This window comes from Paenibacillus yonginensis (assembly GCF_001685395.1).
Classification (GTDB): Bacteria; Bacillota; Bacilli; order Paenibacillales; family Paenibacillaceae; genus Fontibacillus; species Fontibacillus yonginensis.
The window spans coordinates 3645178-3667500 of the sequence record NZ_CP014167.1; the positions used below are offsets into that span (position 1 = coordinate 3645178).

Annotated in this window: 18 protein-coding genes and 2 rRNA genes (1 of these 20 only partly in view); 1 reads left to right on the forward strand and 19 read right to left on the reverse strand. The window is 52.6% G+C overall.

Annotation, left to right across the window (positions count from 1 at the left end):
- Positions 1-8 precede the first annotated feature (8 nt).
- The 9 genes from AWM70_RS16665 to AWM70_RS16705 all read right to left on the reverse strand — a co-directional run bounded on the left by AWM70_RS16665 (position 9) and on the right by AWM70_RS16705 (position 8662).
- On the reverse strand, positions 9-530 hold the full coding sequence (locus AWM70_RS16665; protein ID WP_068698269.1) for an NYN domain-containing protein: 522 nt from the start codon (positions 528-530) through the stop codon (positions 9-11).
- Positions 531-535: 5 nt separating this feature from the next.
- The gene (gene rlmB / locus AWM70_RS16670; protein ID WP_068698271.1) at positions 536-1288 is read right to left on the reverse strand and encodes a 23S rRNA (guanosine(2251)-2'-O)-methyltransferase RlmB; all 753 of its coding nucleotides are present in this window, start codon (positions 1286-1288) and stop codon (positions 536-538) included.
- A gap of 151 nt (positions 1289-1439) precedes the next feature.
- Positions 1440-1928, reverse strand: a complete 489-nt coding sequence (locus tag AWM70_RS16675) for a Mini-ribonuclease 3 (protein WP_068698273.1) — start codon at positions 1926-1928, stop codon at positions 1440-1442.
- Positions 1925-3328 (reverse strand): cysteine--tRNA ligase, encoded by a 1404-nt coding sequence (gene cysS, locus AWM70_RS16680; protein ID WP_068700777.1) that lies wholly within the window; start codon positions 3326-3328, stop codon positions 1925-1927. Before cysS ends, AWM70_RS16675 begins: the two co-directional genes overlap by 4 nt.
- A gap of 90 nt (positions 3329-3418) precedes the next feature.
- The gene (gene cysE / locus AWM70_RS16685; RefSeq protein WP_068698275.1) at positions 3419-4123 is read right to left on the reverse strand and encodes a serine O-acetyltransferase; all 705 of its coding nucleotides are present in this window, start codon (positions 4121-4123) and stop codon (positions 3419-3421) included.
- A gap of 543 nt (positions 4124-4666) precedes the next feature.
- Positions 4667-6124 (reverse strand): glutamate--tRNA ligase, encoded by a 1458-nt coding sequence (gene gltX, locus AWM70_RS16690; protein WP_068698277.1) that lies wholly within the window; start codon positions 6122-6124, stop codon positions 4667-4669.
- Between the two features lie 129 nt (positions 6125-6253).
- Positions 6254-6727 (reverse strand): 2-C-methyl-D-erythritol 2,4-cyclodiphosphate synthase, encoded by a 474-nt coding sequence (gene ispF, locus AWM70_RS16695; RefSeq protein WP_068698279.1) that lies wholly within the window; start codon positions 6725-6727, stop codon positions 6254-6256.
- Positions 6720-7427 (reverse strand): 2-C-methyl-D-erythritol 4-phosphate cytidylyltransferase, encoded by a 708-nt coding sequence (gene ispD, locus AWM70_RS16700; protein ID WP_068700779.1) that lies wholly within the window; start codon positions 7425-7427, stop codon positions 6720-6722. Before ispD ends, ispF begins: the two co-directional genes overlap by 8 nt.
- A gap of 149 nt (positions 7428-7576) precedes the next feature.
- On the reverse strand, positions 7577-8662 hold the full coding sequence (locus AWM70_RS16705) for a PIN/TRAM domain-containing protein (protein WP_068698281.1): 1086 nt from the start codon (positions 8660-8662) through the stop codon (positions 7577-7579).
- Between the two features lie 221 nt (positions 8663-8883).
- Here AWM70_RS16705 and AWM70_RS16710 point away from each other — a divergent pair, with 221 nt between their 5' ends.
- Positions 8884-9279: a nucleoside triphosphate pyrophosphohydrolase family protein gene (locus AWM70_RS16710; protein ID WP_068698282.1), complete on the forward strand. Its 396-nt coding sequence runs from the start codon at positions 8884-8886 to the stop codon at positions 9277-9279.
- A gap of 87 nt (positions 9280-9366) precedes the next feature.
- On the opposite strand, the gene pssA is transcribed toward AWM70_RS16710, so the two are convergent.
- The 10 genes from pssA to AWM70_RS16760 form a co-directional block, all read right to left on the reverse strand.
- Entirely contained in the window at positions 9367-10089 is a 723-nt protein-coding gene (gene pssA, locus AWM70_RS16715) for a CDP-diacylglycerol--serine O-phosphatidyltransferase (protein ID WP_068698284.1), read from the reverse strand.
- Between the two features lie 168 nt (positions 10090-10257).
- Entirely contained in the window at positions 10258-11334 is a 1077-nt protein-coding gene (gene disA, locus AWM70_RS16720; RefSeq protein ID WP_068698286.1) for a DNA integrity scanning diadenylate cyclase DisA, read from the reverse strand.
- A 14-nt stretch (positions 11335-11348) separates the two neighbouring features.
- Entirely contained in the window at positions 11349-12716 is a 1368-nt protein-coding gene (gene radA, locus AWM70_RS16725; RefSeq protein WP_068698288.1) for a DNA repair protein RadA, read from the reverse strand.
- A gap of 270 nt (positions 12717-12986) precedes the next feature.
- Positions 12987-14378, reverse strand: coding sequence for a group II intron reverse transcriptase/maturase (gene ltrA, locus AWM70_RS16730; RefSeq protein WP_068694884.1), 1392 nt, complete (start codon positions 14376-14378; stop codon positions 12987-12989).
- 496 nt (positions 14379-14874) lie between these two features.
- The gene (gene clpC / locus AWM70_RS16735; RefSeq protein ID WP_068698290.1) at positions 14875-17319 is read right to left on the reverse strand and encodes an ATP-dependent protease ATP-binding subunit ClpC; all 2445 of its coding nucleotides are present in this window, start codon (positions 17317-17319) and stop codon (positions 14875-14877) included.
- 94 nt (positions 17320-17413) lie between these two features.
- Positions 17414-18475 carry a protein-arginine kinase McsB gene (locus AWM70_RS16740; RefSeq protein WP_068698292.1) on the reverse strand — a complete coding sequence of 354 codons (1062 nt, stop codon included), beginning with the start codon at positions 18473-18475 and terminating at the stop codon, positions 17414-17416.
- 15 nt (positions 18476-18490) lie between these two features.
- Entirely contained in the window at positions 18491-19006 is a 516-nt protein-coding gene (locus AWM70_RS16745; RefSeq protein WP_068698294.1) for a protein-arginine kinase activator protein McsA, read from the reverse strand.
- Between the two features lie 105 nt (positions 19007-19111).
- Positions 19112-19573, reverse strand: a complete 462-nt coding sequence (locus tag AWM70_RS16750) for a CtsR family transcriptional regulator (protein ID WP_068698296.1) — start codon at positions 19571-19573, stop codon at positions 19112-19114.
- 639 nt (positions 19574-20212) lie between these two features.
- A 5S ribosomal RNA gene (gene rrf, locus AWM70_RS16755) occupies positions 20213-20329 on the reverse strand.
- A 210-nt stretch (positions 20330-20539) separates the two neighbouring features.
- Positions 20540-22323: ribosomal RNA gene (locus AWM70_RS16760) — 23S ribosomal RNA — on the reverse strand (it continues 1293 nt past the right edge of the window).

A 22323-nucleotide genomic window follows, 5' to 3' on the forward strand; every position in this document is an offset into this window, starting at 1 on the left:
TCTGCGCTTTATTGCCTCCGCAAGCGTTCCAGTTCAATTAGCAGCTCCGGAGAAAGCTTGCCGGCTACCGTATTTCGGCTTGAGGTTCGACCCTCCTCGACAATCCTTTCCTTCAGCTCCCGCTCGTTCTGCTCCAGCATCGTATGCAGCTCCCGGGCCGAAAGCCTCAGGGCTCCCTGCCCAAAAATCACATGCTGTTCGATCATATCGCTGGTGGCCACATAGATGCGGCGCAGCCGGTTGCTCAGCTCGCCCACAAGCCGCTCGATGCACTCATCGGCCGTTTCTTTTTCCTTCGTAAAATAAATCTGCACTTTCCGCTGTTTAAAGGCTTTGCCCAACCCAGGCACCTGGTAAGCGTCGAATACGGCAATCACCTTCCAGCCGGAAAAAGCCTGAAAATCGGCCAGCCGCTCCAGCAGCCGGTCCCGCGCCTCCTGCATGCCGATTTTGGCCAGCTCGGCCAGCTCGGGCCAGGCGCCGATCATATTATAACCGTCCACGAGGAGCACATTCTGCACCTCTACCATAGAATCTAGCCCTGCTCGCGCCGGCGCAGCACTTCATACATCACGACACCGGCTGCCACGGACGCGTTCAGCGAATTCAATTTTCCCGCCATGGGGAGTTTGACCAGCACGTCACATTTTTCTTTGATCAGCCTGCCCATGCCTTTGTTCTCGTTCCCGATAACCACCGCTACAGGTCCCGTAAAAATGTTTGTATCGTAAATGCCTTCCTGCGCTTCCACATCCGTGCCGACAACCCAAATGCCCGCTTCTTTCAGCTGGTCAATCGTCTGGGCCAGATTGGTGACTCGCGCTACCGGCACATACTCAACAGCCCCCGCCGAGGTTTTGGACACCGTAGCCGTGATGGAGGCCGAGCGGCGCTTCGGCAAAATTACGCCATGCACCCCGGTACACTCAGCCGTACGCAAGATAGAGCCAAGGTTGTGCGGGTCCTCGATTTCATCCAAAATCAGCAAAAAAGGAGGCCGGCCGGAATCATTTGCCGCTTCCAGCAAATCTTCCACTTCTGCATAAGCATAAGGCGCCACCTGAGCCACAACGCCCTGATGCTGCAAATCAGGCACCATCTGATCCAGCTTGCGTTTATCGACAGTTTGCGTAATAATGCCAAGCTTTCTGGCTTCGGCGATAATCGGTGCTGTCAGATGCTTTTGGGCACCTTCGGCGATCCATATTTTATTGATGGTCCGGCCGGCCCTCAAAGCCTCCAGCAGCGAGTGTTTCCCGCCGATCCATTCCTGTTGTTCCTGTTCCATTCGTATTTTCCTCCCTAAATTTCCCTGCCCGCAAAACTTCCTTTGTATGATCGAAAAAGGTTCCGCCCCTGTCTTAAGACCTTCACATACTCCTGCTTAAGAATCATTAAAACCTTCATTTATATAGGTAAAAAGTAGCGATCGCTCCGGATTATTCGCCTCCGCCGGCCTCCAGCAGCTTCATCCCCTGGTCGACCAGGCGCTGCAGACGTTCATGCTTGCCGCTGTAATACAGAAACCCAATCAGGGCCTCCAGAGCAGTAGCATGGCGGTAGTCAATCACATCAGCATTCTTCGGAACGCTGCCTGATTTGGCATTGCGTCCCTGACGGACCACATCATGCTCTTCTTCCGTCAACTGCGGGTCGATCAGCGCCAGCAGCCTGGCCTGAGACTTCGCAGCAACAAAGCTGGTTGCCTGCACGTGCAGATGATGCGGCTTCAGCTTCGGCCGCGAAATCAGATACTGCCGCACCGCCACTTCAAACACGGCATCGCCGATATAAGCCAGTACCAGCGGCGGCAGCAGGTTAACAGGTTTAGAGGCCGGATAAGGGAACCAGAGCGGCCCGGCAGCGGCGCCGCTCTCTTCCGTCCTCTCATCGCTATGCTCGAGCGGATTCAACTCTTCCCTGCTCATTTGCGGCGCCACCGGATACCCTGCGTCGTATCCTCCAGAATAATGCCTTGTGCATCGAGCTGGTCCCGGATTTCATCCGCTCTAGCCCAGTTCTTCGCTTTGCGTGCTTCCGTACGTTCCACAATCAGCCGTTCGATCTCTTCGCTCGGCAGCTCAGCCGCTTCTTCCTCATAAATCCGCAGCACGCTGTTCATTTCATCGAACACTGCCAATGCAGCAAGCAGGTCGGCCGGGTTGCAGTGTGCGCGCTGCAGCAGCAGATTGGCTTCGCTGACCCAGTCAAATACGGCCGTAATCGCATCCGGCGTGTTGAAGTCATCCTGCATCTTCTCATGGAACCGCTCCAGAACCGCATCCAGCTTGGCCTTGAACTCAGGCGCCGCCTCTTCCGGGTCCCCCTGCTGTCCGTTCAGGCGGTGTTTGACGTTGCCGACGGCGATGGCGATCCGCTCCACGCTGCGCTGCGCCTGGTCCATCACCTCATCCGTATAATTCAGCGGGTTGCGGTAATGGCCGGACAGCATGAAATAACGAATCGCCGTCCGTTTATAGTTTTGACGAAGATCCTTGACCAGAACCCCGTTGCCGAGGGATTTAGACATTTTCTCTCCGCCGATGTTGATATAGCCGTTATGCATCCAGTAACGGGCCAGCGGTTTGCCGGTTAAAGCCTCCGACTGGGCGCATTCGCATTCATGGTGCGGGAACTGCAGGTCCTGGCCTCCGCCGTGAATGTCCAGCGTATCCCCCAACAGGCTGCGGGCCATTGCCGAGCATTCGATATGCCAGCCCGGGCGGCCTTCGCCCCAGGGACTAGCCCAGGAAATCTCGCCCGGTTTGGCCGCTTTCCACAGCACAAAATCCTCCGGGTGCTCCTTGCGGCTATCCACGTCGATTCGGATACCGAACTGCAGCTCGCCGATATTCTGGCCCGACAGCTTGCCGTAATCCTTGAACTTGGCCGTCCGGTAGAAGACGTCCCCGCCATTTTCATAGGCATAACCCTTCTCTACCAGCTCGGAAATAAAATCGATGATCAATCCCATGTTCTCCGTTACCCGCGGATTAGCCGTAGCACGGGGAATACCGAGTCCGTCGAGATCCTCATAATAAGCCTGGATAAACATATCCGCCACTTCAGGAACGGTTTTGTTCATCTCTTTCGCTACCCGGATCAGCTTGTCGTCCACGTCCGTAAAATTCACCACGTAGTTAACGTCATAAGAACGGTTCTCCAAATAACTGCGAACCACGTCGAAAAAGATCATTGGACGAGCGTTGCCGATATGAATATACCCGTAAACGGTAGGTCCGCAAACGTACATGGACACTTTGCCCTCCATTTGAGGAGTGAAAATTTCTTTTTTTCTGGACATCGTATTATAGACTTGAAGAGCCATGAAAGTATCAATCCTTTCGCGCAGCATCCTCGCGGACACCGCATCCCTAGTAAAGATATTGTTCCCCATTGTATCCTTAAACCGCTAAAGTCATTCCGAATGACCGGATGTTCCCTGCGGAACCTGCTGCGGAATCTGCTGCCGAACCTGCTCCTGTTCCCCCAGCCGTCCGCGCAGCTCCAGCACTTCTCTTCGCAGCTGCTCGATCTCGCTGGTCATGCTCTGAAGCGCATCGATAATCGGGTCCGGCAGCTGGTGGTTCAGACGATCCGTCCGTTTGCCGCCCTGCTTGACTACCTTGCCCGGAATGCCTACAACAGTCGTATTTGGCGGAACCTCCCGCAGTACAACCGAGTTCGCTCCGATATTGCTTTGATCACCAACGGTAAAGGAACCCAGCACCTTCGCACCGGACCCGATAACCACGTTGTTGCCGATCGTCGGATGGCGTTTGCCCTTCTCTTTGCCGCTGCCTCCAAGCGTTACGCCTTGATAGAGCACGACATCATCCCCAATGACGCAGGTTTCGCCGATCACCACTCCCATGCCATGGTCGATGAACAAACGTTTGCCGATCACGGCTCCCGGATGAATCTCGATCCCGGTAAAGAAACGGCTGACCTGCGAGATGATCCGCGCCAGCGTAAACCATCTCCGTTTGTACAGCTTATGCGCAATCCGGTGGCTCCAAATGGCATGCAGCCCCGAATAGGTGAACACAACCTCAAACCATCCCCGCGCCGCAGGATCATTGTCGAAGACAGCTTGGATATCCGATTTCAATGATCTGAACATACCTGACCCTCTCCCTTGTTTGAACCCAAGTAGCAACCTGTTTCTTTTGACATATCAAAAAACGTCCCTGCAGCATCATGCTGCAGAGACGTTTCAGGCGCGGTCCCACTCTGCTTATCTGCGCCTTGACCGCTTCCTGCCATGCAGGGACTTCCGGACAAGGACAAGATCCTCTCAGGTGTCCTTAACGGGGACAAAGCGGCGCACTCTACAGCATCAAATGAAAGTGGTTCCTTTGCTTTATGCATTCAAGCGGCAGCTCCAAGGTGCATTTCAGCCGTACGCTCACCGGATGACTCTCAGCCGTGCCGCTTCAATATGAAGCTGCCGGTCATCCTCTCTGTATGGTGCGTAATCAAGCTTACTTCTCCTGTTCATCGCTGGTTTATTTTATTGGATATGACATTATGGTGTATCGTCTTATTTCTACATCTTACTCAAAAGCCTTCCATCTGACAAGAAGCCGGCAGCCATTATCTTAAATCTAGGATTCCCCTTTAATCCGGGCGGAATTTCCCGAATAATGGCCAAAATTTCGAAAGTTTAGCCTTTAATTTGAGCTTTGAGACGATCCAGCACCTTATCTTTGCCAAGCAGATAAATCGTCTGGTTCAAATCGCGGCCGTGCATTTGTCCGGTAAGTGCTACCCGGATCGGCATAAACAGCTGTTTGCCTTTGAAGCCGGTCTCTTTCTGCACTTCCTTGATCAAAGCCGCAATATGCGGAGCGCTGAATTCTTCCGACGAAGTCAGCTTATCCAGGAAAGCCTTAAGCACCGTCGGCACCTGTTCTTCAGCCAGGATCACCGCTGCTTCCGCATCCAGCTCGAGATGCGTCCGGAAGAACAGCTCAGACAGTTCAACAATGTCGGAAGCTGCTGTCATCTGTTCCTGATAAAGCGCCACCAGCGCTTCGGCCCACTGCTGCTGTTCAGCTGAAAGCTGCTGCGGCAGACGGCCGGCCTGCTGCAGATGCGGGATGGCCAGATCGGCAATCCGCTTCGGAGCGGCATTTTTAATATAATAATTGTTCAAATGAGCCAGCTTGTTCGTATCGAATACAGCAGGACTGCGCGACAAACGTTTGGCATCGAAGATCGAAATCAGCTGCTCGCGCGTGAAGAACTCCTCTTCCCCTTCCGGCGACCAGCCGAGCAGGGAAATGTAGTTGAACAGCGCTTCCGGCAGATAACCCAGCTTGTCGTACTGCTCGATAAACTGGATGATCGACTCATCGCGTTTGCTCAGCTTCTTGTGGTTCTCCCCGACGATCAAGGTCATATGCGCAAATACAGGAGGTTCCCAGCCGAACGCATCATAAATCATCAGCTGGCGCGGCGTGTTGGACACATGGTCTTCCCCGCGCAGCACATGCGAGATTTTCATCAGATGATCGTCCAGCACCACGGCGAAGTTATAAGTCGGGATACCGTCTTTCTTGACGATAACGAAATCGCCCGAAATGTCCGATTCGACGCTAATGGTGCCTTTCACCAGGTCGTCCCAGGTAAACGTGCGGCCCTGCGGCACCGTAAATCGAATGCTCGGCACGCGGCCTTCTGCTTCGAAAGCAGCCTGCTGTTCAGCCGTTAAATGACGGCATCTGCCGGAGTAACGAGGCGTTTCCCCTCGGGCCTGCTGCGCTTCACGTTCCGCTTCCAGCTCTTCTTCCGTACAATAACATTTATAAGCAAGCCCGCGGTCCAGCAGATCCTGCCAATATTTCTTATAAATATCGAGACGCTCCGTCTGGCGGTATGGACCGTATTCTCCAGCAACGTCCACGCCTTCATCCCAGTCCATCCCCAGCCATTTCAAATATTTCAGTTGGCTTTCTTCCCCGCCGGCCACGTTTCGTTTCAAGTCCGTATCCTCGATCCGGATGATGAATTTCCCGCCCTGGCTGCGGGCGAACAAGTAGTTAAACAAAGCGGTTCTCGCATTGCCGATATGTAAATGCCCTGTCGGACTCGGTGCGTAACGGACACGTACTTCGCTCATTGGTAAGTCCCCTCCATCATTGACGATTGTTTCTGTAAAAAGTAATTACCCGGCATCAGCGCAGTCTGCGCCTGAAATCCCGGGTTCATTCCACGATCATAGCATATTTTGAACAAGACGGCCAATAGATTATGCCGTCAGACAGACGATGCACTGCGCCGCGATGCCTTCTCCGCGCCCGGTAAATCCGAGCTGCTCCGTTGTGGTCGCCTTAACGTTGACATTAGCCGGATCGGTGTTCAAAGCCTTCGCAATAACCTCAACCATCTGCGGAATATAAGGCGCCATCTTCGGACGCTGGGCAATAATCGTGGCGTCCAGGTTGCCCAGCTTGAGGCCGCGCTTCTCCACCATCGCCCACACCTGCTCCAGCAGCTTCAGGCTGTCCGCATCTTTGAAGGCCTGATCGGTATCCGGAAAATGCCGGCCGATGTCCCCTTCGCCGATGGCGCCAAGAATCGCGTCGCTGACCGCGTGCAGCAGCACATCCGCGTCGGAATGGCCGAGCAGCCCTTTTTCATAAGGAATGGTTACTCCCCCAATAATACATGGCCTGCCTTCCACCAGCTGATGGACGTCGAAGCCCTGTCCCACCTTAATCATGTTTGTCCTCTCCCCGCCTCTGCCGTCCGGACCTGATCCATGCCGCAAAATCCAGATCCTCCGGCGTTGTAATTTTAATGTTCGAATAGTCGCCTTCTACAATTTTAACCCGGGTTCCCCTTCGCTCTACCAGCATCGAATCGTCAGTGCCGGAGAAGCCGTCTCTGCGGGCTGCCTCGTGCGCTTCTATAAGCTCCAAACGCCGAAAAGCCTGTGGGGTCTGAATGGCCCACAAGCTCCGCCTGTCCGGTGTAGCACTTACGAAACCTTCCCCGTCAATCACCTTTACGGTATCCTTGACCGGGACGGCCAGCACGGAAGCGCCGCTCTCCCAGGCTCCTTCGCAGCAGGCATGAATGAGCGCACCGGTCACGAACGGGCGTACTCCGTCATGTACCAGCACCCACTCAGCCGCCAGCTCCTGCAGCCCTTTATATACCGAATCCTGACGTTCGGACCCGCCTGGAATCACCTTGGTCACTTTATTCAGTCCATAGCTGCTCACCCACTGACGGCAGCGCTCCACATCCTGTTCGCCTGTGACAAGCACAATCTCCGAAACGAGGGGCTCCCGCTGGAAAACCTCAAGCGTATGTACAATAATCGGTTTGCCGTCCAGCAGCAAGTACTGCTTGCTTTCCGCCGTACCCATCCGCGTTCCGCGGCCTGCGGCTACAATCACTGCGCCTGCTTGCCGCATTGTTCCCTTATCCGTCACTGGTATCTCCTGCCCTGCTGCATATGATGATGCGGACCCAAGCGTCAGGCCGCCGGATGACAGCGGCAAACGCCGATTAAGCCGGCCGCCGGCTGTTCACGCCCGCCTTTTCCTTCATCCATCATACCTTGTTATTGGGCTTTTTCCAACAGTTTCGGCTTGGCAAAAATCATCCGTCCCGCCGAGGTCTGCAGCACGCTTGTCACCAGCACTTCGGTGATGCTGCCGATAAAATCGCGGCCGCCCTCGACGACAATCATGGTACCGTCATCCAGATAAGCTACGCCCTGGCCGTATTCCTTGCCGTCCTTGATGACCTGCACCATGATTTCTTCACCAGGCAAGACTACCGGCTTCACAGCGTTGGCCAGGTCGTTAATATTCAGCACGGATACGCCTTGCAGCTCGCACACTTTATTCAGGTTGAAGTCATTGGTAACAACTTTGCCGTGCAGCAGCTTGGCCAGTTTGACCAGCTTGCTGTCCACTTCGGAAATTTCTTCGAAATCGCCTTCGTAGATCAGCACCTGCACATCCAGCTCCTTCTGGATTTTGTTCAGGATGTCGAGTCCCCGGCGGCCTCTATTTCGCTTGAGCAGGTCGGACGAGTCGGCAATATGCTGCAGCTCTTCCAGCACAAACTGAGGGATCACAATCGTCCCTTCAATAAATCCGGTTTTGCAAATGTCCGCAATCCGGCCGTCAATGATGACGCTTGTATCCAGAATTTTATGCTCATGCGCCCATTTCTCTTCGGCTTGGACGGCGTTCCATTTGCCCGATTTCCAGAATGCGCCGAGCTCATCCTTTTTCTCCAGCCCGATTCGCAGACCGGCATAACCCAATAAGCAGACGCTGGCCAGCCTCACCCAATCGCTCATATCCCCAAGCCATGTAGTAGCCGGATAAAGCAGCAGCGAAATCAAAAGTCCTGCAATCAATCCCACTGAACCCGCTACGAGCTGGTCCATCGGTTGTCTGGATAAAGAGCTGATGCCTGAAAGCACCCGGTCTGAGATCATGTTGGCAAAAATAGAGAAGATCAGAAGAAACAGACAAGCTCCCACAGCAGCAAAAATAAGATGAACGCTCAACTCATTCATAGAGACCATTGCATGTTGGAAAGACTGCGGCAGAAATGAAAACAGGGCTTCATTGGTATACCCGGCCCAGGCCCCGCAAAGGCCTGCCATAATTTGAAAGGCTCTCTTTAACATGGAGTCCTTTCACCTCCTTTTAGTACCCAGTATGAACCAAATGTTGGAATTTCAATCCGTGGATCACGAAATATTTTTCTGAATGTACCAAGGCTAAACCGGCGGCGGGGCTTCCCATGGAGGAAAGATCGGGGGAGAAACTGTCTTCTTTCTGGTTGAAAATGGTTTTAGGGCTAGACTATAATAAATGCAACTTAACTTAATTAAAGGTGGATGGATAAATGAGCGCATTAACCTTACAGTCTTTTCAGGAACAAGTCTCCGAATTGCTGCTCCGTCACCGCAGTCTGCTGGATGTTCTCTCCAAAAACGGCCAGAGCAGCGCTTCTGTCAATCGAGCTGTGGTCAAAGCGGTAACGGAATGCGGCTGCATTGAACTCCATGCAACCAAACAAGTTCTTGAACCGGAAATGAGCCTTGAGCAGGCCAAGGAAGTCGTGGGCAAACATGTGCACGGGCAGCTTTGCGACCATTGCCGGGAAGCGATCAGCGCCGAACTCGGACGTAATTTGTTCTATATGTCCGCGCTCTGCAATTTGCTTGATATCAATATGGATGAAGTTGTCGAGAATGAGTCCAGAAAGTGCAGTACGCTTGGTTTGTTTAACTTGTCCTGAAGCTAAAATAAATCCAGCCCCCGCTCCTTGTGCAGGGGCCTACTAAAAAAGCCGTCCGCATGCCGGACGGCTTTCTTGTCAGCTATATTATGAGTTCTTGGAGCGATAAATATCTTCCGAGGAATGATTTTTCCGTTTAAAGAATCGTTCAATATTTTGTTTAACACCATACAAGGCATAAATGACAAGCGGGATAAAAATCAGTTTGGATAACTCCTCTGGAAATTTCACGGCAATAATAATCGCTGCAATGACGATCCAGGGCGCAATCCAGATGGCCTTGCGGGGAAGCCCGATTTTCTTGAAATTCGGATATCTGACCGAGCTGACCATTAAATAAGAGAGCAGCAGCATCGCCACAATAAAATAAGGCGCGCTGATTTCTTTGTGGAACAGCGAAAGCGTCGCCAGCACGCTTCCCGCAGCCGGAATCGGCAAACCAACGAAATACCCCGGAATCCCAGGCTTGACGTTGAACCTTGCTAATCGCAGTGCACCACACATCGGGAAGATCGCCGTCACAATCCAGGCAAGCGCCGTAGGCACGCTGTGGAACGAGATGCTGTACATAATCATGGCCGGCGCAATGCCGAAAGAAATGACGTCTGACAACGAATCAAGCTCCTTACCGAATTCGCTTTGGCATCCCAGCGCTCTCGCAGCACGCCCGTCGAGTCCGTCCAGCAGCATCGCCACGATGACCATAATGGCAGCCAAACTATACTTGCCGCTTTGCGTCAACATGATGGCGATCATTCCGATAAACAAGTTACCGAGCGTAAACATGTTCGGAATTGATTTAGTTATCATTTCTTCACCTCTGTAGTTATTGTCCCCAACCCGTCTTCGAATGAGCCCAAAACTGCCCGAAGGTTACTTGGGAATACCAGCAGCTGCTGGCAAACCCGATCCCGTCTAGACTTAAAAAAGATAAGGGTTCGGCTCGAAGCCCAGCCGCATCCCTGTATTTTAGTCGAATCAGATTTGCCTGTCAATAAATACCTGATCTTGCAGCCGTTTTAATCCTTCCTTGATGGCTCTGGCCCGGGACTCCCCGATACCGTCGACTTCATCAAGCTCTTCGATCGTAGCCATCATGATCCCCGGCAGCATTTCAAACCGTTCCACCAGGTTATGAACAATGACGTTAGGCAGACGAGGAATCTTGTTCAGGATCCGGTAGCCTCTTGGCGCGATAATCTCCTCCGAGGTGGCTGCTGACGACGGATAACCGAGCAGGCGGGTGAGGTGATGAACATCCAGCAGTTCGTCATCGCTGGAACGCTTGAGCCCCATAATGATATTGCGGATCGCATCATCATCGTCCTCTTTGGCATAATCTTTATACAGCAGCCACGCCTCTTCCTCCATGTTGCTGACCAGCTCTTCCATCTGCATGCTGATCAGCCTGCCTTCAGTTCCAAGCTCGTTAATAAACCGTTTAATCTCGAGTTTGACCCGGATTACCATTTCCACCCGCTGGATGACATTGATCACTTCAGGCAGCGTTACCAGCTCTTCAAACTCTGACGCCGAAAGGTTGGTCAAAGCCTGATTCAGCACCGATCTGTATTTCTCCAGTGTCTGAATCGCCTGATTGGCTTTCGTCAGGATAACGCCGATCTCTTTCAGGGAATACCGGAGCCCGCCTTGATACAAGGTAATAATATTCCGGCGCTGCGAGATGGATACAACGAGTTTGCCCGTCTGTTTGGCCACCCGTTCGGCGGTACGGTGCCGGATTCCGGTCTCCGAAGAGGAAATGGACGAATCCGGGATCAGCTGGGTATTCGCATATAAAATCCGCTTCAAATCCTCGCTGAGAATAATCGCCCCGTCCATCTTGGCCAGCTCATACAGATAGTTTGGCGAGAAATCGCAGTTGATAAAAAATCCGCCCTCCACAACCTCCATCACTTCGGGGCTGTAGCCGACAACCAGCAGTCCTCCCGTCTTGGCCCGGAGCACATTCTCAAGCCCGTCGCGAAATGCGGTACCCGGCGCGACAAGCCTAAGCAGGTCATTCATTTTGTCCAGTTGGTTCGGTTCCTTCATTCCCTCTTTGCCCCCTAATTTAACGCGGCCGACAGCGCCTCAGCTACCGTGTTCACGCCGATGACCTTTATTTCTTTGGGGCTGTTCCACCCCTTTAAACTTTTCTCCGGTAAAATAACCCGTTTAAAGCCGAGTTTTGCCGCTTCCCGCACACGCTGCTCCGCCCGGGACACCGCCCGGACCTCGCCCGTCAAGCCGATTTCGCCGAAGATCACGTCGTCCGGCTTGGTCGGAACGTCTCTGAAGCTTGAAGCGATGCTGACCGCAATCGCCAGATCGACGGCCGGCTCGTCAAGCCGCACGCCTCCGGCCACATTCAGGTAGGCATCCTGGTTCTGAAGGAACATGCCCATCCGTTTCTCCAGCACCGCAATAATCAGGTTCATCCGGTGAAGATCCACGCCGGTACCCATTCTTCTGGGCGCCGGGAAATGAGTGGCCGCAATCAGCGCCTGGAGCTCTACCAGCATCGGGCGGGTGCCCTCCATACTGGCTACGACTGTTGAACCCGCCGCTCCCGCCGATCTTTCCGACAGGAACAATTCGGAAGGATTCGACACCTCGGCCAAACCGGATTCGTTCATTTCGAAGATGCCGATTTCATTGGTGCTCCCGAACCGGTTCTTGACGGCCCGCAGCAGACGGTACGTATGATGGCGTTCTCCTTCGAAATAAAGCACGCAATCGACCATATGCTCCAACATTCGCGGGCCGGCGATCGCTCCTTCTTTCGTTACATGCCCGACCAGGACGGTGGCAATGCCCTGCCCTTTGGCAATCCGCATGAAACGTCCCGTGCATTCCCGGACCTGCGAGACGCTGCCTGGCGCACTCGTAATTTCCGACAAATACACCGTTTGTATCGAATCTATAACCAGGAAATCCGGTTTTACACTGTCAATCGCTTCTTCAATCCGTTCCACGCTGCTTTCACACAGGACATACAGCTCCGCGGATAAAGCGCCAAGCCTTTCAGCGCGCATCTTCGTCTGGCGGACGGATTCTTCGCCTGAAATATATAAGACCCTTAATCCGGACTTGGCCAGCTCATGTGAGGTTTGCAAAAGCAGGGTCGATTTGCCGATGCCCGGATCTCCGCCGACCAGAATCAGCGATCCCGGCACAAGCCCTCCGCCAAGCACGCGGTTCAATTCGCCAATGCCAGTCTGCACCCTTTGCTCGGTACCACTATCTATGCTTATGATGGGAAGCGGCTTTTCTTTACTTTGGAAAATGCCAGTCGACATGCCCTGCGTCTTGACCACGGTTTCCAATTCTTCGACCATGGAGTTCCAAGCCCCGCATCCCGGACATTTTCCGTACCATTTCGGCGTTTCGTAGCCGCATTCCGAACAGAAAAATTTTGTTTTAGTTTTAGCCATTGATCTCTCCCTATTCAATAGTCACCATTAAAAAGTTTACCACTTCTGCTGACAGAACAAAAGTTCCTCCCGGTCTATTTTCCTTATCCTTTTCATCGGCAAAAAGCGGAAAATCTTTAGCAGAACAGTTCGGGAGGATTAGACCAGGAACAAAGAAGGAACACAGAAAACGCCTCCTCCCCTCTTAAACAATCGAGTAGGAGGGGGTGACTAACCCCCGTCCTCTCACACCACCGTACATGCGGGTCCGCATACGGCGGTTCCAAAAGGTTAACAAAGCTCCAAATAACGAGAAAGCAAACTTTTCAGCCCTTTCGCTTCCCAGTAGGAAGTCGGAAGGGCGTTGTTTGTGTTTCGGGACATTTCCCATGCACCTCGTCTAGAGTTGCCCATCGCAAAGCAAGCCCACTCTGGAACGCCGAGTGCTCTAAGCTCACGGATTCGAGTGCGTACCCGTTTCCACTGCTTCCATAAGCACATACGCAGTCTGCGGCGAATCCATTGATCGAATCTTTCACAGTGGCTCTTCGCCGATGCGATTCGGAAATATCCAATCCAGCCGATGAGGTAGCGGTTTAATTGCATAATCCTGTTTTCCATGGACATCGACCGCGTTCGGCTCGTCAGCTCCCGTACCTTCTCCTTGAATCGCGAGATGGTTTGTGGGGCTAAACAAATTGTCGCTTTCTTATCCCTCAGGAAACTAAAGCCGAGGAACTTTCGGTTCCACGGGCGGTCTACCGCACTTTTCTCTCGATTCACTTTCAGTTTCAGCTTTCCTTCTACAAAGCGTGTTACCGACTCCATGACGCGTTCGCCCGCACGTTTGCTGGCGACGAAGATGTTGCAGTCGTCCGCATAGCGGACAAATCGCAGTCCTCGTTCCATTAGCTCCTTGTCCAAGTCATCCAGCAATATGTTCGCTAAAAGCGGACTCAGGGGCCCACCCTGCGGCGTTCCTTCTCGGCTGCGCTCCAGCTTTCCATCTACCATCACTCCAGCGTTCAGGTAGGCACGGATCAGTGTCAGCACTCTTTTGTCCTCCACTTTCCGCGCCACTCTTGCCATCAGTATGTCGTGGTTTACCCGGTCAAAGAATTTCTCCAGATCGAGATCCACGACCCATCTCAGGCCGCTTTGGATATATCTTTGGGCTTGTTTCACGGCGTCGTGGGCACTCTTTCCCGGTCGAAAGCCATAGCTATACCACGAGAATTGCGTGTCAAAGATCGGGTTCATGACTTGTAAAAGGGCTTGCTGGAGAAAGCGGTCCATCACGGTCGGGATGCCTAACAGCCGTACATCGCCTCCGGGTTTGGGGATTTCCACCCGTTTGACTGGCGCAGGTCTGTAGGTACCTGCTAGAAGTTTAGCTTTCGCCGATTCCCAGTGTGTTTTCAAGTAAGCTTGTAGATTCGCTACCGTTACTTGGTCCACACCGGGCGCTCCTCCGTTCTCTACCACTCGTTTATAGGCGAGCCGAAGGTTATCTCCTTCGAGCATTCGCTCCAGCAAGTTGTTCTTTGCTTCGCGAGAGGAAGGGGCGACTTGTGCCGACAAAGAACTCGGCGCTCCGGCATACCCTGGCGGCTTCACCGCTTCTCTTTGCCGCAAGCTCTCTGGCGAGATATTCTGCTGTCGTTGCTCTTCGTACGAACGCATCGGTTTCCTCTCTCCTTTCGGTTCAGCCCTTCCGTAGGCTGTTGCAACAGCTTACGTACTATGGCCTCTGCTGACTCCTGCCGGTTCAGCGTAGCCTCTCGGCTACGGTTACAAGTTTTTTTTTTCTTGCCTATCCGGCAGGCCTCCCCAGATAAGAACGTCATCTTTCCGCCCGCAACCACTGGAGTCTACAGGATTAGCCCTTGGCGGCTTTGGATTTCGTTGTGTATGGGCAACTCATCCGACTGCTCCTGCCTCAAATCCAGTTCGTGTACCTTGGCTCGTGCTTTTGCCTCCGGCTTCCTTCAGATTCCACCTCACGATGGACACCCTTGCCCTTGGCTAATGGTAGGCGCTCGCCAGCCCCCATTCGGGACTTTCACCCTAGAGATGACGCCCATGCTGGGCGTACAACAAAAGGCCGGCCTGACAGTGTATGTCAGGTCGGCCTTTGTTTCCTTTAGCGCCCCATCGGGCAAATTCTTTTCTGGAGAAATTACGCCTCCGAGGAAATTTTTCCTGCCGGGTTTACGGTCAGTTCGCCGTTCTCCTCATCAATGATGAGCGAATCGCCTTTCTTCACGTTTCCGGTCAGCAGCTCTTCGGACAAGCGGTCCTCGATATGCTTCTGAATCGCGCGGCGAAGCGGACGTGCGCCGTAAGCCGGGTCGAATCCGGCTTTAGCCAGGAACGCTTTCGCTTTGTCGGTGAGCAGGAAATCGACGTCGTATTCACGCAGCCGTTTGCGCAGCTCTTCGGACATGAGCGTAACGATTTCGGCAATGTGAGCTTCCTGGAGGGAATGGAAGACGATAATTTCGTCGATCCGGTTCAGGAACTCCGGACGGAAGCTTTTCTTCAGCTCATCCATCACTTTGCCTTTCATGTTGTCATAATCCGCGCCGGCGTCAACCGCAGCAGTGAAGCCCATGGTTGTGTTCCGTTTGATCGCTTCGGCGCCGACGTTGGACGTCAGGATGATCAGCGTGTTGCGGAAGTCAACCACACGGCCTTTGGAGTCTGTCAGACGTCCATCTTCAAGCACTTGAAGCAGGATGTTGAACACCTCAGGGTGTGCTTTTTCGATTTCGTCGAGCAGAACTACGGAGTAAGGTTTGCGGCGCACTTTTTCCGTCAGCTGGCCGCCTTCTTCATAACCCACATATCCCGGAGGCGCTCCGACGAGTCGGGAAGTCGAATGTTTCTCCATGTATTCGGACATGTCGATCCGGATAACTGCATTTTCGTCACCAAACATCGCTTCCGCCAGCGCGCGGGCAAGCTCGGTTTTGCCTACACCGGTTGGTCCGAGGAAAATAAACGAACCCATCGGACGTTTCGGATCCTTCAGACCCGCACGGGCACGGCGGATGGCGCGGCTGACAGCCTTAACGGCTTCCTCCTGACCGATGACGCGTTCATGCAGGATCTGCTCCATATTCAAGAGGCGTTCGGTTTCTTCCTCTTTCAGTTTGTTTACCGGGATACCGGTCCAGCTGGCGACGACCTGAGCGATATCTTCAGGCGTTACCTCGGAATCGGTACGGCCTTGTTTTTCTTTCCATTGGTTTTTGGTGGTCTCCAGCTCTTCACGGATCTTCTGCTCCGTATCGCGGAGAGCCGCCGCTTTCTCGAATTCCTGGGATTGAACCGCAGCGTCTTTCTCCTTGCGGATGTCCTCCAGACGGCTTTCAAGCTGTTTCAGGTTTGGCGGAGCCGTATAAGAATTCAATCTGACTTTGGAACCCGCTTCATCGATCAAGTCGATCGCTTTGTCCGGCAGGAACCGGTCAGAGATGTAACGGTCAGACAGCTTAACGGCCTGTTCAATCGCTTCATCGGTAATTTTTACGCGGTGATGCGCTTCATAACGGTCACGCAGGCCCATCAGAATTTGAATAGCTTCTTCCGGAGACGGCTGGTCAACCGTGATTGGTTGGAACCGGCGTTCCAGCGCCGCGTCTTTCTCGATATATTTTCTGTATTCATCCAGCGTTGTGGCGCCGATGCACTGCAGCTCGCCGCGGGCCAAAGCCGGCTTCAGGATGTTGGAGGCGTCGATCGCGCCTTCCGCGCCGCCTGCACCGATCAGCGTATGAAGCTCATCAATGAAGAGGATGATATTGCCCGCCTGGCGGATTTCATCCATGATCTTTTTCAAGCGGTCTTCAAATTCGCCGCGGTATTTGGTTCCGGCTACGACAGAACCCATATCCAGCGTCATAACGCGTTTATCTCGAAGCGTTTCCGGAATTTCGTTGTCCACGATGCGTTGGGCTAGGCCTTCGGCGATCGCCGTTTTACCTACCCCTGGTTCACCGATCAGCACCGGGTTGTTTTTGGTCCGGCGGCTGAGCACCTGAATCACGCGTTCAATTTCTTTGGCGCGTCCGATAACCGGATCGAGATTGCCTTCTTTGGCAAAAGCGGTAAGATCACGAGCCAAGCTGTCCAGCGTCGGCGTATTGACGTTTGCCGGCTGGCCGTGGTGGCTGGATACCGCTTCGCTGCTGCCCAGCAGCTGCAGCACTTGCTGGCGGGCCTTGTTCAGGCTGATGCCCAGGTTGTTCAGCACGCGGGCCGCTACGCCTTCCCCTTCACGGATCAGTCCCAGCAAAATGTGCTCTGTGCCCACATAAGTATGGCCGAGCTTCCGCGCTTCATCCATCGACAGCTCGATGACCTTCTTGGCGCGTGGTGTATATGCAATATTGGTCGGCTGTTCCTGGCCGCGTCCAATCAAGGTTTCAACTTCATCTTGAATCTTCTCAAGTCCAAGGCCGAGTCCGACAAGCGCTTTAGCGGCGATGCCTTCTCCTTCACGAATCAGCCCCAGCAAAATATGTTCTGTCCCGATATTGTTATGGCCGAGCCTTACCGCTTCTTCTTGAGCCAAGGCCAGCACTTTCTGTGCACGTTCCGTAAATCGTCCAAACATCATTCTCCTGCACCTCCATGATTGGTGAATTTACCTTTTCTTACTTTAGGTACTTCTTCGGATGTATCTTTAGGTTTCTCTAAGGTGTCACTTTACTTTAAACTTTACCCAGTTTCTCCCGGATCAGTCTGGCGCGGTACATATCCATTTCCCCCGGCTCCACGCTGCCATCATAGCTGTTGTACAGGAAGCCGGGCTGGGTAAGCACCATCAGCTCATTCAGGCATTGAGGGGTCAAACCCTCGATCAGCCCAAGATCTACGCCAAGCCGGACGTCCGACAAACGTTGAGCCGCTTCTTTTGAATCGATCATCGCCGCATGGGACAGAATGCCGAAAGAACGCATCACCCGGTCGGTAACCCGAAGCCGGGATTCCTGGATCAATCTTTCCCGGGCCGCTTTCTCATGCCCGATAATTTGGAGCACTACGCTGCGGAGATTATCAATAATTTCCGCTTCGCTTTGTCCCAGTGTAATCTGATTTGAGATTTGAAACAAGTTCCCCATCGCTTCGCTGCCTTCGCCGTAGATGCCCCGGACAGTCAAGCCGATTTGCGAGACCGCCGACAAAATACGGTTAATCTGCTGCGTCAGCACCAGCGCGGGCAGATGCATCATGACCGATGCGCGGAGACCCGTGCCTACATTCGTTGGGCAGCTGGTCAGATACCCTCTTTTATCATCAAAAGCAAAATTTACATGGTCTTCAAAAATATCATCCACAGCCGTCGCTTTCTCCCATGCTTCCTTCAGTTGGAAGCCCGGATACAAGCATTGAATGCGGAGATGGTCTTCTTCGTTGACCATGATGCTCAAGCTTTCATCATCACTTATAAATACAGCACCGTTTCTGGATTCATTAGCCAGATTCGGACTGATCAGATGTTTCTCCACCAGCATTTTCTTATTCAGCTCATCAAGTCCGGACAGCTCAATCGGATGGATTTCTCCATAAACCTGAAACCTTGGATCGTCCAATACTTCCTTAAGCTCATCCTGAACTTCCTCCAGATGCCGGTTCGTAGCCAGCAGTGGAAAAGGATGCTGCTTCAGATTGCGGGCAATCCGCACCCGGCTGCTGATCACAATTTCCGACTCGGCGCCGGTCGTCTTCATCCAGTGGCTTAACGGCTGTTCAGTAAAACGGATAGCACTCATTGTTTTGACCCCCTGTCACTCGCTGATTTGCCTCTCGAGCTCCCGAATCTGGTCCCGAAGCTGAGCAGCAGCCTCAAATTCCTCATGGTCAATGCTGTCCTGCAAACGGCGTTTCAGATCATCAATCTGCCGTTTCGTCCGGATCGCTCCGCCAACGCGCACCGGGACTTTCCCGGTGTGGACAGTGCTGCCGTGAACTCTTTTGAATAGCGGGTCCAAACGGTCATTAAAATATTTATAACAAGAGCTGCAGCCGAATCTGCCCAGCTTGCTGAACTGGGAGTAAGTCATGCCGCAGACTTCACATCTTAAATTCTCGGGGCTTTCGGCCCGTTTGCCTTGCTCGACCGTCTCGAAATTAAGCAGTCCGGACAAAAGGTTATGAATGGAGAATCCTCCCGATGTTCCGGGAATCAACTCCCCTTTTTCCCTGGCGCAAGCCTCACATAAATGATATTCGCTTTTATCTCCATTTACAATTTTGCTGAAATGAAGACTGGCCGGTCGCTTCCCACATTCCTGGCAAAGCATTCGGCATCCCTCCTTACGAAATATCTGACATGCGGTACAAATTCCTCAAGATACATCCAAATCGAGTTGAGCCTATCTAAAGCCTATTCAAAACCTTGCCATCCGCTACCTGCTTAACAGCGAAATCAACATGGCTTTCATGATATTCGCCCTGATCTGATCCCTATAGGGCAGCTTCAAGGCCAATACTTCTCTGGAGACAGCCGCTCTCATCAGATTGGCTTCGCGAGGCGTCAGCACCTTCGCTTCTTCCAATTGATAAATCAGCCCTTCTGCAGCAGCCTGGCCTATTTCAGAGCCGATCGTCTGATGCAGATGAGTATGGAGCGACATCGGTCCCGGAAGCTCCACGCGCCTGATACGAATATAACCGCCGCCGCCGCGCTTGCTCTCCACAAGATAGCCTTTCTCCAGCGTAAATCTAGTGCTTATTACATAATTGATCTGGGAAGGCACACAGGAGAATTTATCAGCCAAATCGTTGCGCTGAATTTCTACGGCGCCGGAAGGACTTTCATGCATCATGCTTTTTAGATATTTCTCAATAATATCCGAGATGTTGCGCAATTCCTTCCCCTCCTCAGCCATACAGAAACACTTTTGAAGCTTATCCCGATTGTTTCAATCGGTTGTTATTGACTTTGACTTTCTTTGACTTTATTCATATTATAGCACACTTTTTATTTTTGCCAAGAGTTTTCCCGTTTATAATTACATTCCCTTTTATGATTAGTTTGGGTTTTGAAACCCTTATTTATTCTTATCGAAAATCAATTCCGCTTCTCCTTATTATTACCCGTTTCAGCTTTTTGCGAACAGAACAGGCCGGCTTAATCCCATTTCCAGGGTTTATACCCCACATTTTTTTACAGGGCTTTAACCAAACACCCAATCAAGTTAAAATCTGTGGATAACCTCGACAAAAACAATGGTTTGAGCTGATAGCACACTAAAATTATCATTGTCAAAGCGGATAAGCCGTGGATGATGGGGATGAATTGGTGTATTTCTGAAAAATCCCCTCATCTGTTGTTCCGATCTTATCACCGCTATGGATAAACTGTGAATGAAAAGAAGTCAACCGGGAGCTCCAAAGTCGCATGGAAGGGAATTTGGGGATAAACAAGCGGATATTGTTAAACGAAGTTTAATTCTATATAAAAAATAAAGACCACCGTTGAAGTTATCAACAGTGGTCTTCAGTTCGCTTGGCGGCGTCCTACTCTCCCAGGACCCTGCGGTCCAAGTACCATCGGCGCTGGAGGGCTTAACGGTCGTGTTCGGGATGGGTACGTGTGGAACCCCTCCGCCATCGCCACCAAACATGATTTTTGCGCTGCTTCACTTCCGCGTCTTTCGCTTCAGCAAAAGATCAGACCCTAGAAAGGACATGCAGCTTAAAATCGGTTCAGATGTTTGATCACCTGAAAACTGGATACGAAACAATCAATTGTGAATTAGTTGTTCTCGGGGTCCCCGCCAAAGTATTCGGAGTTCGCTTCGTCAGCGTCTCTTCACTTTGGTGGGTCCATTTTGGATAAGCCCTCGACCGATTAGTACTGGTCAGCTCCATGCATTGCTGCACTTCCACCTCCAGCCTATCTACCTCGTCGTCTTCAAGGGGTCTTACATACTGGGAAATCTCATCTTGAGGGGGGCTTCACGCTTAGATGCTTTCAGCGCTTATCCCTTCCGCACTTAGCTACCCAGCTGTGCTCCTGGCGGAACAACTGGTGCACCAGCGGTGCGTCCATCCCGGTCCTCTCGTACTAAGGACAGCTCCTCTCAAATTTCCTACGCCCACGACAGATAGGGACCGAACTGTCTCACGACGTTCTGAACCCAGCTCGCGTACCGCTTTAATGGGCGAACAGCCCAACCCTTGGGACCTACTTCAGCCCCAGGATGCGATGAGCCGACATCGAGGTGCCAAACCTCCCCGTCGATGTGGACTCTTGGGGGAGATAAGCCTGTTATCCCCAGGGTAGCTTTTATCCGTTGAGCGATGGCCCTTCCATGCGGTACCACCGGATCACTAAGCCCGACTTTCGTCCCTGCTCGACTTGTCAGTCTCGCAGTCAAGCTCCCTTTTGCCTTTGCACTCTTCGAATGATTTCCAACCATTCTGAGGGAACCTTGGGGCGCCTCCGTTACTCTTTAGGAGGCGACCGCCCCAGTCAAACTGCCCACCTGACACTGTCCCCATACCGGTTCACGGTACCAGGTTAGAACTCCGATACGATCAGGGTGGTATCCCAACGGCGCCTCCAAGGAAGCTTGCGCTCCCTCTTCCTAGGCTCCCACCTATCCTGTACAAATCGTATCAAAGTCCAATATCAAGCTGCAGTAAAGCTCCATGGGGTCTTTCCGTCTTGTCGCGGGTAACCTGCATCTTCACAGGTATTAAAATTTCACCGGATCTCTCGTTGAGACAGCGCCCAAGTCGTTACGCCATTCGTGCGGGTCAGAATTTACCTGACAAGGAATTTCGCTACCTTAGGACCGTTATAGTTACGGCCGCCGTTTACTGGGGCTTCAGTTCATAGCTTCGGAGTTACCTCCTAACCACTCCCCTTAACCTTCCAGCACCGGGCAGGCGTCAGCCCGTATACTTCGCCTTGCGGCTTCGCACAGACCTGTGTTTTTGCTAAACAGTCGCTTGGGCCTTTTCACTGCGGCCCCCTCGGGCTATTCACCCTACCGAGGCACCCCTTCTCCCGAAGTTACGGGGTCATTTTGCCGAGTTCCTTAACGAGAGTTCTTCCGCGCGCCTTAGAATTCTCTTCTCGCCTACCTGTGTCGGTTTACGGTACGGGCACCTTCACCTGGCTAGAGGCTTTTCTTGGCAGTGTGAGATCATGACCTTCGCTACTGCAATTTTCGCTCCCCATCACAGCCCAAGGTTATGTAGCACGGATTTGCCTATGCTACCCTCTCACTGCTTGGACGGACATCCATCAGTCCGCGTCACTACCCTGCTGCGTCACCCCATCGCTCATAACGGTTTACGGTGGTACAGGAATTTCCACCTGTTGTCCTTCGACTACGCCTGTCGGCCTCGCCTTAGGTCCCGACTTACCCTGAGCGGACGAACCTTCCTCAGGAACCCTTAGGCTTTCGGCGGATCAGATTCTCACTGATCTTTTCGTTACTCATACCGGCATTCTCACTTGTGTACTCTCCAGCGCTCCTTACGGTACACCTTCAACGCATACACAACGCTCCCCTACCCCTGAATCGACTTCACTCCAGCTTCGAAGTGATGTGTCTAGCCCCTGGAGCATTTGGCCGAAACCTCTGAATTATTTCAGATGCTG